Here is a 13628-nt window from a genome sequence, read left to right as displayed (position 1 = left end):
GGGCGGACAGCATGAACCTGCGGGCGCGGGCATCAAGGCTGGTTGATGCGGTCAATTCGGCGGCGGCGGTTGCCTGCTATGGGCTGCTGATCGCCATTACCGGCGTGACGGCGATGCAGGTCTTCCTGCGCTACATGCTCAACCGGCCCACAAGCTGGTCCGAGGAGATCGCGCTGTTGCTGCTGATCTGGTTCGGGTTGATCGCGGTGGCAGTCGGCATCCGGCGCAATGAACATCTGGCGATCACCTTTCTGCGCGACCGGCTGCCCCTGCCGATCGCGCGGGCGCTGGATTACGGCGCGCAACTGGGAATGCTGGTCTTCATGGCGGTCGTGATGTGGTTCGGGCAGGATCTGATTGCTCTTGCGGGCCGGCAGTTGATGCCCGCCTCGGGCCTGCCGAAAAGCTGGCTTTATATTCCCGCACTTGTGGGGGGTGGTCTGGGCGTCGTCAACGCACTGGCCAATCTGCTGTTGCGGCAGGTGCCGACCGGGGCGCAGGAAACCCTTGCCGACAATGTGGCCGACCTGACGAATAAAGGAACAGGCAATGCCGGTTGATTATGGCGGCATCGCCCTGCTGATCGGGGGATTTTTCGGCTTCATGGCGCTGCGGGTGCCGTTGGCCTTTGCGCTTGGGCTTGCTGCACTGATCACGGCGGCCTATCTGGGCCTGCCCTTGCTGCTGGTGGCGCAGCGCATGATCAACGGGCTGAACTCTTTCACCTTTCTGGCGGTGCCCTTCTTCATCCTTGTCGGCAATATCATGACCGAAGGCGGAATCTCGGACCGGCTGGTGCGGCTGGCGGATGTGCTGGTCGGGCGGATGCGGGGCGGGCTGGCGCAGGGCAATGTCGTGGCCTCCACCCTGTTCGGCGGCATTTCAGGGTCGTCGATCGCCGATGTGGCCTCGGTCGGGTCCTTCCTGATCCCGGCCATGGTGCGCAAGGGATATACCCCGCAGTTTTCCGTCGCGGTGACGGTCACGTCTTCAGTGCAGGGCGTGCTGATCCCGCCCAGCCAGAACATGATCTTCTACGCGCTGGCGGCGGGGGGGCTTCCGATTTCAACGCTGTTTCTGGCAGGCTATGTGCCGGGGCTGCTGCTGGGCGGATCGCTGATGGTGATCTGCTGGGTGATGGCGCGCAAACACAACCATCCGCAAGGTGGGGTCTACGGCTTCCGGCAGGGGATGGGTATCGTCGCTGATGCGCTGATCGGGCTGTTTACCGTGGTCATCATCATCGGCGGTATCGTCGCGGGCATCTTTACCGCAACCGAAAGTGCCGCCGTCGCGGTGATCTATGCGCTGCTGGTCACGGGGCTTTACTACCGCACGCTGAACCGCCGGGCGATGGGGCGCATCCTTGCCTCGACCCTGACCACGCTGGCGATGGTGACCGCGATCATCATGACATCGTCCGCCTTCGGGTTCCTTTTGTCCTATCTGCAGGTGCCGTCCTTGCTGGCGCAAACCATTCTGGGCCTGTCGGACAACCCGATCATCATCCTGCTGGCGATCAATGTCCTGCTGCTGGTATTGGGCATGGTGATGGATATGGGCGTGCTGATCCTGCTGCTGACGCCGATCCTTCTGCCGATCGCGACCAGTATCGGCGTCGATCCGGTCCATTTCGGCATCATCATGATCCTGAACCTCGGGATCGGGCTTTGCACGCCGCCGGTGGGCACATCGCTGCTGGTCGGCGCGAGTATCGGGCGTATTTCATTGGAGCGCACGACGCCCGCGCTGATCCCCTTCTATATCGCGATGTTCGTGGTGCTGATGCTGGTGACCTATGTGCCTGCCCTGTCGATGACATTGCCCAGCCTGATGAAATGATCCTATCCTCGGCTCCGATGGAAACCGATGTCAGGGACCTGCTGGACGTGTTTGATGTGGTGGCCGCAGGTCGGGCCAGCACAAGGACCGAGGTTGCGCAGCTTTTATCGGCAAGGCCGACCTCGGTTTCGCTGCTGGTGGGGGAACTCGTCGCCCGCGACCTGATCCGCGACAGCGCGGTGAAGGGGCAGGGGCGCGGGCGGCCCACCGGGTTTCTGACCGAGAACCCCCACCGCATGGTGGCGCTTTATATCCATATCGTTTCCAGCACGGTCTTTGCCCGGGCTGTGACACGCAGCGGCATTGTACTGGCGGTCGCCTCGGCCTCGCCGCCGCGCGGGGCGGATAATGCAGTCATGGCGGCGGTGCTGCGCGATCTGGCAGGCAGGGCGCTGGCGGCGCTGCCCGAAGGGGCGCAGCATGTGGCGACGGTCTGTTCGCTGTCGGGCCTTCTGGATGTCGAGCACCGGCTGTGGTGTTTCACCTCGCGCTGGCCCGAACTTGCCGATCTGGACCTGCGCGACGTGTTGGCGGGCTTCGGGCCTGATCCGGTCTTGCTGCGCAATCTGGATGCCGAACTTGCGGGCCGAATCGCGGCCGAGGCGGACCTGCAGGCCCCGTCGAATGTGCTGCTGCTGCATTGGGGCTATGGCATCGGTGGTGCCTTTGCCACGCCGGACGGGATTGTCAATCAGGGCAAGGGGCGGTTCTGCGAGATCGGGCATTGGCGGCTGGACAACAATGCCGGGCGGCGCTGCACCTGTGGCAACGAGGATTGTCTGGAAACGGTCGCGGCCCTCTGGGCGCTGCATCCGGGGCTGAAGCAGCACTTCCCCGATCTGCCGCTGGATGAAGAGGCGATGGGCCCGATGGTCGAGGGGCTTGCCCTGCTGGACAGCGCAGCCCTGCGTGAGGCGCTGCGCCAGACGGTGCGGATCACCACCAACCTGTGCCGCCTGCTGTTTCCCGAGCGGATCATCCTGACCGGCCCTTTCCTGCGCAACAAGGCGATTTTCGCGCGGTTCTCGGAAAGCCTTACCGCCGCGCCGATCCTGCGGTCGATGGACCGGCCAGTGGTTGTGCAGGGGCAACAGAATGCGGCCCTACTGGAGATGCAGGGCGCGTTGCGCGCGCCCTTCCGCGCGGCGCTGGTCGCGATCCTTGCGGCCTGATCCGGTCGCGCAGCGCCTGACCCTCCAATTCCGACTGCCGCGCCGGTCCGCTGCTTTGTCAGGAGGGCATCCGGATCAGGTGAGCCCTTGCCGAGATTGCAGGGTTGTGCCGGATCCCATCCAATTCCGGGTGAAACCTGAATCCGCCGTGCTGCGTCATTCCTGACGGATATTCCGCATGCTCGGGGAAAAGCACCGGGTTACATATTTTTAAACGGTATTAATTCGATCAAAATACACGCTATGGTTGTAAAATGAACCACTGAGCCGGATCTTCAATGCCGAAGGGGTCGTGACAGCGCAAGTTCGACAATGTCCGACAATTGCCGCCGCCGGAACGGTTTGGCCAGAAAGTTCTCATTCTGACGGATCGTTCCATCCACAAGAAGGGACGAGTCGGCATAGCCCGACATGAAGATCACCGGCAGATCCGGAAACCGGATTCCTGCCTCATCCGCCAGATTGCGCCCGTTCATGCCGCCGGGCATCATGATGTCGGTCAGCATCAGGTCGGGCTGTTCCTCTTGCTCCAGCAGGCTCAGCGCATCGCTTGCGTTTGACGCGGTCCGGACATTGTAGCCCATGGACCGGAGCAGTTCCGAAACATGCTCGCGCACCTGGGTATCGTCATCGACAACCAGAACACTCTTACCATTCATTTGACTTGCCTCACTCTTCCGCACGGCAGTTCCAGTCCCGGAAATGTTGAGAAGAATACGCGTTACCTGTTGAAGCAAGTCAAGTTGGCTATCTGGACAGGTCGCGGAATGATGCCGACCTTGTGATCGCGGTGCTGCCGCGTCTTGGGGTGCTGTGGTCTTCTGCTGCCGTTTATCCCGGGGGGCCGCATCCCAAAGGGGCGGCGGGCCCTCTGGTCCGGGCCACAGGGGAAAAGCGCGCCCCGTGCTGCCCCAAACGTATCGGCTGACGCATTCCGTCAAGGCCGGGCTGGTCGTCAAAAGACCTGCAATCCAAAATCCACAAGGTTTTTGCACGGAAAACGTGACCGCCTGATTGCCGCCTTGGTTGCCGACACAAACCTGCCCCAGTTTTTCCTGATCTGGGCGGGGCAACCGAGTTTTGGAGAATCCAAATGGCTAACCCACTTGCGACCGGAATTGTCTTTGTCGATGCAGCCCTGCCCAATTTTGATGAGATCATTGCGCAATTGGGGTCCGATCTTATTGTCCACACGATCCCGGCCGACGGGGATGGGCTGAGCTTCATTGCTGATACGCTTGCAAATGAAACCGGGGTTGAGGCGGTCCACATCCTGTCGCATGGCGCGCCCGGAATGCTGGTGTTGGGCGATCTGGCCCTGACCGAAGAGATGATCGCGGCGCGTCCTGTCGAAATGGACGCCATCCGTTCGGCCCTGTCCGCAAATGCCGATCTTCTGATCTATGGATGCGATCTGGCCGCCGGCGAAACGGGCCGCAGCTTCGTTGATGCGTTTGCCGCCGCAACCGGCGCCGATGTGGCGGCCTCGACCGATCTGACGGGTCTGGGCGGCGACTGGGATCTGGAACATTCCACCGGACCGATCGAGGCCGCACCGCTGAGCTTTGATGCGTTCAACGCGACGCTGCTGACCACGCCCTATACGGAAAATGCTGCAGCAGTGCAGATCGACCCGACGCTGGCCCTTGCGCCCACCGGGGTGGGTGACGACTATTCCGGCGGTTCGCTGCTGATCGAAGGCAGTGGCGCTGCGGGTGAAACCCTGGGCTTCATGCAGTCGGGATCACCTGATTTCACGCTGGGCGCGATCAGCGTCGTCGGCGCGGGCATCTATCGCGGGACCGGCAGCGGTGCCGAAGTGATCGGCGGTGTCGATGCCGTCAAGAACGGTCAGAACGGCGCGGACCTGCTGGTGAATTTCAGCGTCGGCTTCACGAATGGTACGATTGATGCCGGGACGCCCGGTTCAACCGATATCGAAGGCTGGGTCGTCGGAATGACCCAGATCGTCATGGGCAGCAGCGAGATTGCAGGTTGGACCACACCGGTGGATACGACCTATCCCGGCAGCAATTCCAACGGCGATGTGTCTACCGGGGTTGATCCAAGCCAGTTCTCGGTCATCCTGTCCGACTATGACGCCGGTTATGTCGGCGATCTCGCCCTGCGGCTGGGAACAGGCAATAACCAGTGGATCGGCGAAGGCTATGGCGTGATCCGCGGGCCTTATGTCTACTCCGAAGGCACTGTCGTTCTGCAGCAGGGCGACTCCGTGTCCTTCGCGTGGAAGGCTTTGTCGGGGGGAGATGCCTTCGATGCCTATGGTTATCTTCTGAATGTGCAGACTGGCGAAACGATCACCATCCTTGACCAGACCGGCACGCAGGCAAACCAGGAAACCGCCTGGGCGACCGTATCGCGTTCCGTGGGTGCGGGTCAGGAAGGTGAATACAGGTTTGTCTTCATTACCGGTTCCTATGACCTGACCGGGGGCACGCTGGTTGGCGCCTCGCTGATGGTCGACGAAGTGACCGTGACGCAGGCAAACCCGCCCGCGCCGGTGCAGGAATTCAACGTCAACGATCTGGCGAAACTGGCGACCTTCTCCAGCACCGCTGATGATTTTGACGATACCGCCGTCACCATCACCTATACCGCGACGCCGGGAACACCCGCGGGGGCCACAACCAGCTATAGCGGCAGCAACACGATTGCGATCACCGAGACCAATGACGCGCCCGAATTCACCGCAGGGCTGTCGATGGGCAGCGCGCTGCCGGGCGGTGCCATCGAAAGCACGGTGTCCGATTTCGCCACCGCCGCCTTCAGCGACCCGGATTCGCAGTTCGCCCCCTTCGATACGCTGGGCGGCATCGCGATTGCCGGCGTTTCGAATGACCCGGAAGACGGCACATGGTTCTACTCGGCTGATGGCGGTGACAGCTGGTCAACGCTGCCAGCGGTCTCGGCCGGTTCGGCGCTTGTGCTGGACGCTGCGGCCATGCTGCGCTTTGAACCTGCGCCCGGTTTCACCAGTTCGGTAAGCCTCTCGGTCCATGCCGTCGACAGCACCTGGTCGGCAGGGTTCTCGACCGGCATCAATGCGGTCATGCTGGATACCTCCACATGGACCGACAGCGCCGCCTTCTCGGCCAATGCGGTCACTGCGCAGGCGGTCTATGAACAACTGATCAGCCCCACCGCGTCCTTCAGCTATGCCGATACGACTGCGGTGGATGACTTCACCGCGCAATCCGGCACCGTGTCCGGTGTGACGGACACGCTGAATACCGGCCGCAGCTACAGCTATGCGCTGGATGGCGGCACGGATGCCGGGGACGGCACCGATACGGTGAACTCGCCCTATGGCACGCTGACGCTGAACCGCAGCACCGGTGCGTGGAGCTTTGAGCCGAATGACGCCTCGATCAACGCCCTGGGCAACGGGACTATGGCCTCGGTCACCTTCGGTCTGATCGTAGAGGACGGCACCGGCGGTGCGCTGACGCAGAACTTGACGCTCAACCTGACGGGTGCGGATGACCCGATCCTGTTCGAGGCCGGGGAAGGTGCGCAGTTCCTTGCCCGTGGTGAAGCTGTGGCCATTGCCTCCGAGCTTGCGCTTTCGGATGACGGCGCGGCCATGGTCGGCAAGGCCACGGTGACGATGGAACAGGGCGTGCGCGACAATGCCTTTGGCAATGTTTACGAATCCCTGTCGCTGTCCTCTGAGGCGCTGGATGCTGCGACACTGGCGGGGGTGGCGGTCGACATCGTCAATGGTGATACCGGTTCGGTCGTGACCCTGACCGGCGACGCCATGCCGGCGGTCTATGAAACGATCCTGCGCGGGATCATCTATACCAACTCCAACCCCAATGCCGTGGTCGGAACCCGCACCGTCGCGTTCGAGGTCGAGGATACCGGCGGCAATGTGATCGAAACCGACAGCGTGCCGGTGCAGGTTGCATGGGCGCCGTGGTTCGACATGAACGGCCCCTCGGGCACGGGCCTGTCGCATGAGGTCACCCATGTCGAAGAGGCCCCCCCGGTCTATATCGCGACCTCCGACGCGCAGATCCTTGATCAAGACGGCACGATTTCCAGCGTGACCGTGACCCTGACCAACCCGCTGGACAATACCGAGGGGGCGCCGGTCGAATATCTGTCGATCTCGGCTCCGGTCCTGACGCTGCTGGCCTCGCATGGCATCCTGATCGGCGAAAGCGACGGGGTGCTTGACGGGAACGGCAATCTGACCGGCGCGACCGAAATCACCTTCAGCGCCGCCGCCGGGCAGACCGCAACCCGCTTCCAGATCGCGATGCGCGGGGTGCAATACACCAACACCGCAGACAACCCGACCGCAACCGACCGGATCGTTACGGTCAATGGCGTGGACTCGGATGGCAATACCGGCCTTGGCGGGCAGACCATCATCCATATCGAAGGCAGCAATGATGCCCCGGTCGCCACGCCGGAAACCGCAACCGGCAGTGAGGACACCGATTATGTCTTTGCAACCGGTGTCTTCGGCTTCTCCGATCCGGTGGATGGCGGCGCCAATCATCTGGCCGCTGTGCTGATCGACACGCTGCCCGCCTCGGGCACGCTGATCCTTGACGGGGTGGAACTGACCGGCCCGACCGAGGTTTCGGCGGCCGATATCGCTGAGGGCCTTCTGGTCTATCGCCCTGCAGCCGATCAGTTCGGCCTTGGCGTCGCCGCGTTCAATTACCGTCTGCGCGACGACAGCGGTGCAGCGAATGACCTGTCCGAAGCGGCAACGCTGACCATCGACCTTGCCCCGGAAAACGATGCGCCGGTGCTGTCGGTCATCGAGGGCGGTGCGCTGAACCCGATCGACGAGGATGTGAGTCTTGCCTTGAATACCGGCTCGACCGTCGCCGAAATTCTTTCGGCGTCCGGTCTGACGATCTCGGATGTGGATCTGGAGCCGGGCACGGAAGCGCAGGCCATCGCGGTCACTGCGCTGGACTCGACCAATGGCAGCTGGCAGTTCAAAATTGCCGACGGGCAATGGTCGGCGGTCGATATCGGCGCGGTGAATGCGGGCAATGCGCTGTTGCTGGATGCGGGCGATGCGCTGCGTTTCCTGCCCAGCCTTGACTGGAACGGCACTGTCGAACAGGCTGTGACCTTCCGTGCCTGGGACAAGACCGCGGGCAATGCGGGCGACTATGTCGATCTGGCGGCGAATGCCGGCGGCACCGGGTCGGTCTCGCTGGAAAGCGGCACTGCGGATATCACCGTGGAAGGGGTGGACGACGCGCCCTTTATCTCGGGCCGCGCCTCGGTCACGCTGAACGAGGACGGCACCGCAACGATCAACGGCTTCACGATCGGCGATGGGGACGGCGACGCGCTGAGCGTGCGCATCACCATGCCAGATCCGGCCGCCGGTACGCTGGACCTTGAAACCACGACCGGGATCACCGGCACCACCAGCGGCACCGTTCTGGAATTTTCGGGCAGTATCGCGGATCTGCAGACGGCGCTGAACTCGCTGCGCTACACGGCAGCGACCGATTACAACGGCAGCTTCGATCTGCAACTGGAGGTCAGCGACGACGAGGGGGCGACATGGCAGCCCTATTCGGTCTCGCAGACCGGGCAGTTCTTCTGGGCAGGCAACGGGCATTATTACGAATTCGTCAGCGCCCCGGGCATCACCTGGCAGGATGCGATGGCGGATGCCGAGGAGCGCAGCCTGTTCGGGCTGGAAGGCTATCTGGCCACTGTCACCTCGGCCGAGGAAAACGCCTTTATCGCCCCGCTTCTGGGTGGTCAGGGCTGGATCGGTGCCAGCGATGAAGGCGACGAAGGCGCGTGGATGTGGATGACCGGACCCGAGGCCGGAACCTACTTCTGGCAGGGTCTGTCCGATGGCGGCCCGGTGAACGGCGAATACAGCAACTGGTCCTATGCCGAACCGAACGATCTGAACGGTGAGGACTATGCCCATTATCTGATCGACGGGACCTGGAATGACTTCCCCCTGTCGAACGGATCCATCCAGGGTTATGTCGTCGAATATGGCGGCATGCCGGGCGATGCGCCCGTGGCGCAGGCGGCCCCGCTGACGATCACCGTCAATGCGGTGAACGATGCGCCGGTGCTGGCGGCGAATGATGTCACCTTGCAGATGAGCGAGGATGATCAGGGCAATTCGGGCCATCTGGTTTCCGACCTGCTGGGCGCGGCTGTCTCGGATGTGGACAGCGGCACACATTCGGCCCAGAACGGCACGCTGCAGGGGATCGCGGTCTATGCGACTGAACCCGGAAACGGCGCGATCGAATACAGCCTGGACGGGGGCGAGACCTGGGACACTGTCCTGCTGACCGAGGGGGAGGTGCTGCTGCTGCGGAGCAGCGATCTGATCCGGCATGAACCCGACGGGCAGAACGGCGGCACCGCAAGCTTCGGCTACTACGCCTGGGATCAGTCCACAGGCATGACGGGCCATGTGGTTGCCGGGATTGCGGGCGATCAGAATGCGGCCAATCGTGGCGGCGACAGCGCCTATTCGACCGATGCGGCTACGGTCAGCTTTGACGTGGCCGATGCCGATGACGCCCCGACCCTGACGGCCAGTTCTGATGCGGAATATTATGCCCGCGGCCCGGCGGTGGCGGTCTTTGGCCCCGGCGATGTGGTTCTGTCGGATGTCGATGGCGGTGCGACCCTGACCGGGGCAACCGTCACGCTGGACCCGGTCACTGCCGTGGACAACCTTTTCGGCAACTGGGAGGCGCTCAGCTTCGAGGGCGGTCCGGTTCTGACCACCAGTTCCGGCGCGGTTCTGACCGTCGCGGGCAACGGCACCGCCCTGACCCTGTCGGGCAGCGGCACGCTGGAGGATTATGCCGAAGCGCTGGAAGCGCTGCGTTATGCCAACGGCAACCCGAACATGACGGTGGGGGCGCGGTCGGTCATCCTGACCATAACCGATGATACGGGCCTGACCTCGGCGCCGGTCACGGCGACGGTGGATGCCGAATGGGCAACCGTGGTCGATCTGAACGGTGCAGGCGCAGGCCGCGATCATGCGGTCAGCTATACCGAAGGTGCGGCGGGTGTTGCCATCGCGGCGGCGGATGCCGAACTGATCGACCAGGACGGTGTCACGCTGACGATCACCGCGACGCTGCTGGACGCGGTGAATGGCGAGGACGAGACCCTGTTCATCGCCCCCTCCACAGCGACACAGCTGCACAATCTCTATGGCATCACGATTGATGGCAGCGGGACGGCTGCCATCACCCTGACGGCGATCAACGGTCTTGATCCGACCTTCTTCCAGGCGGCGTTGCGGTCGATCCAATATGCCAATGCCTCGACCAACCCGACCGACGCAGCCCGCCATGTGCTGGTTGAGACGGTGGATATGGCCGGACATCCCGGCATCTCGGCCACCACGACGATCAATGTCACCCCGGTGAATGCGACCCCGGTGGTGGGTGAGATCGAGAACCTGGTTGCGGTGACCGAACTTGCCGATGCCTCGGCCCAGATGGTCGAACTCAATGGCAGCGTGACGCTGAGCGATGGCGACCTTGGTGAGACGGTGGAACTGGTCGCAACCGGTCCGGCCTCGGTCCTGTGGTCGGGCGGTGCGGAACTGCCCGAGGGCGTGGATGTGGCAGCCCTGATCGACCCGGCAGCCCTGACGCTGGGATCGGTCGTGGCGGATGGCACGGCCCAGACCCTTGGCTGGACCTATGCCGCAACCGCCAATCTGGACTGGCTGGCCGACGGGGAAACGCTGACGCTTGTCTTCAACCTTGCAGGCGATGACGGCCATGGCGTTTCGGAAGGGCAACCGCTGGAGATCACCTTCATCGGGACCAATGACGCCCCCACGGACATCACCCTTTCGGCGACCGAGATCGACGAGAACCGGCCCGATGGTGCGGCCCGTATCGTGGCAACGATTGATGTGCTGGATGCCGATATCTCCGACCACGCCCATACGATCGGGATCGCGGCGGGCGGTGACGGCTTCTTCTTCGAACTGGTCAATGGCAATGAACTGAAATTCCGCGACGGGGTCACACTCGATGCGGAAGGCAAGTCCAGCTATACCGTCAACCTGACGGCGACGGATGCTCTGGGCCAGTCGGTCACCACCCAGCATGTCATCACGCTGGGGGATGTGAATGAGTTCGTGCTGACGACCCCGGTCTTCGACGTGACCCCGATCATTCCGGGAATGCGTGCGAACCTGATCCCGGTGGATACTGCCGATGGCAGCTTCGTCGGTGTCCGGGCAATCTCGACCGATGCCGATGCAACGGATGAGGTTGTGCTTTACGAACTGGTCGCCGATCTGGCCGGAAGCCCCTATGCGGGCGGAAACTTCCAGATCGACGCCACGGGACCGGGTGCCGGGCGGATCTATCTGGCGGAAGGCGCGGACCTTGTCCCGGGAACCGCCTATGACCTCTTCGTCCGGGCAACCTCGACCGATGGGTCCAGCCAGATCAGCTCGATCCGGATGCAGGCCTCACCCGGTCTTGTGACGCTGGGCGATAAGACGATCAATGCCGCCGAGGCAGATGCTGCGCCCTTTGTGATCGCAGGACTGTCCGCAGGGGCGACTGTGATCGTCACCTTCTCTGACGGCATGGACAGCGTCTCGGTAACGGTCACGGCAGATGGCGCCCACAGCGCCGATCTGACGGGGCTGGCCGATGGCCCGGTCACGGTGTCCTATGAGGCGACCAGTGCAACCGGAACCCATAGCGGCAGCATCGCCGCCGGTGAGATCACACTGGACACGGATGCGCCGGCCGGAGTGCTGAACGTCACCTTCGAAGGACCCGCCTTCCCCGGTGGGCCGGTTATCGGCACGGTTACAGGTGTCGATGAAGGCGCGGGCTGGGAATATAGCCGCGATGGTGGTGAAAGCTGGATGACCGGAGACGGCAACAGCCTGATCCTGTCCCAGGACAGCCAGGGCGAGGTTCTGCTGCGGCAGTTCGATCAGTCCGGCAACCATGGTGCCGAGATCACGCGGCTGATGTCCGGCAGCATGCTGGATGACAGCATGACCGGAAGTTCCGGGGCCGACAGCATCTATGGCTGGGACGGGGCGGATATGATCGCGGGCGGTGACGGGGCCGACATGCTGGTTGGCGGTGCCGGAAACGACACCATCGCCGGGGGCGCCGGGGCCGACATGATGCTTGGCGGAGACGGAACCGACACGCTGGACTACAGCGCCGATACCACCGGCGTTGCGGTTCGGCTGTGGAACCTGACCGCCATGGGCGGCGATGCCGAGGGGGATGTCTACTCGGGCTTCGAGAATGTCACCGGGGGGTCGGGCAACGATACGCTGAACGGCGATAACGGGGCTAACATCCTGACCGGCGGCGAGGGCCACGACTTCCTCTTCGCGGTCAACGGCAACGATCTTGTCTATGGCGGCGCGGGCAATGACACGCTCTATGGCGGGATCGGGGATGACCTTCTGAACGGCGGCACTGGCAATGACCGTCTGTATGGAGATGCCGGAAATGACACCCTTATCGGGGGTGCCGGTGCCGACACGATGCATGGCGGTGACGGGATCGACACGCTGGATTACAGCGCCGATACGACTGGCGTTGCGGTGCGGCTGTGGAACCTGACAGCCATGGGCGGTGACGCCGAGGGCGATGTCTATACCGGTATCGAAAACCTCATCGGCGGATCGGGCAACGATACGCTGAACGGCGATAACGGGGCCAATGTGCTGACCGGTGGAGAGGGCAATGACTTCCTCTTTGCGGTCAATGGCAACGACCTTGCCTATGGCGGTGCCGGGAACGACACGCTTTACGGCGGGGTCGGTGACGACACGCTGGATGGCGGCACGGGTCATGACCGTCTTTACGGTGACGCGGGTGCAGACCTGCTGATCGGCGGGGCGGGCAATGACACGGTGGCCGGCGGTGCCGGTGCCGACACGATGCATGGCGGCGACGGGATCGACACGCTGGACTACAGCGCCGATACCACCGGCGTCGCGGTGCGGCTGTGGAACCTGACAGCGCTCGGCGGCGATGCCGCAGGGGATGTCTATACCGGCTTTGAAAACCTTATCGGCGGATCGGGCAATGATACGCTGAACGGCGATAACGGGGCCAATGTGCTGACAGGCGGGAATGGCAATGACTTCCTCTTCGCGGTGGGTGGCAATGACCTTGTCTATGGCGGCGCCGGGAATGACACGCTTTATGGCGGTGCGGGCGACGACACGATCGAGGGCGGTTCGGGCAATGACCGGCTCTATGGCGATGCGGGGGCGGACAGCTTCATCTTCAAGTCGGGCCATGGGCAGGACACGATCCTCGACTTCTCGGTCGCCAATGACAGGCTGCAACTCTCTGCGGCGCTGGTCGAAGGTCTGACAACCGGGCTTGATGTTCTGGCCGAACATGCCAGCATCACCTCGGCAGGGGTCACTCTCGACTTCGGCGGCGGCAACAGCATCCTTCTGCACGGGGTGAACAGCCTGACCGGGTTGGAAGACCGGATCGACATCTTCGGCGATACGCTTCTCTGAGCTGACAGCAAACCAGTTTCCCCGCCTGCCGCAAGGCGGGCGGGGAATGCCTTACAGGTGGGATGTTCTGTTCTGCG

5 protein-coding genes are annotated in these 13628 nt (G+C 63.1%); 4 read left to right on the top strand and 1 reads right to left on the bottom strand.

Annotated features, from left to right (window positions below; genetic code table 11):
- Window positions 1-11 precede the first annotated feature (11 nt).
- From JL811_RS17415 to JL811_RS17405, 3 genes are read left to right on the top strand one after another with little or no spacing between them, the layout of a single operon-like run.
- A complete protein-coding gene (locus JL811_RS17415) occupies window positions 12-560 on the top strand; it encodes a TRAP transporter small permease (protein WP_202689985.1) in 549 nt (182 codons plus the stop codon).
- The gene (locus tag JL811_RS17410; protein WP_202689984.1) at window positions 550-1842 is read left to right on the top strand and encodes a TRAP transporter large permease; all 1293 of its coding nucleotides are present in this window, start codon (window positions 550-552) and stop codon (window positions 1840-1842) included. Before JL811_RS17415 ends, JL811_RS17410 begins: the two co-directional genes overlap by 11 nt.
- Window positions 1839-3014 carry an ROK family protein gene (locus JL811_RS17405; protein ID WP_202689983.1) on the top strand — a complete coding sequence of 392 codons (1176 nt, stop codon included), beginning with the start codon at window positions 1839-1841 and terminating at the stop codon, window positions 3012-3014. Before JL811_RS17410 ends, JL811_RS17405 begins: the two co-directional genes overlap by 4 nt.
- Window positions 3015-3289: 275 nt before the next feature.
- On the opposite strand, the gene JL811_RS17400 is transcribed toward JL811_RS17405, so the two are convergent.
- Window positions 3290-3673, bottom strand: a complete 384-nt coding sequence (locus tag JL811_RS17400) for a response regulator (protein ID WP_202689982.1) — start codon at window positions 3671-3673, stop codon at window positions 3290-3292.
- A 434-nt stretch (window positions 3674-4107) separates the two neighbouring features.
- Here JL811_RS17400 and JL811_RS17395 point away from each other — a divergent pair, with 434 nt between their 5' ends.
- Complete coding sequence (locus JL811_RS17395) at window positions 4108-13551, top strand: DUF4347 domain-containing protein (RefSeq protein ID WP_202689981.1); 9444 nt, start codon at window positions 4108-4110, stop codon at window positions 13549-13551.
- The last annotated feature ends 77 nt before the right edge of the window (window positions 13552-13628 follow it).

Origin of the sequence: Szabonella alba (genome assembly GCF_016765775.1) — a bacterium.
Classification (GTDB): domain Bacteria; phylum Pseudomonadota; class Alphaproteobacteria; order Rhodobacterales; family Rhodobacteraceae; genus Szabonella; species Szabonella alba.
Note: the sequence above shows the minus strand (reverse complement) of the source record. Positions and strands in the feature narration are given on the sequence as shown.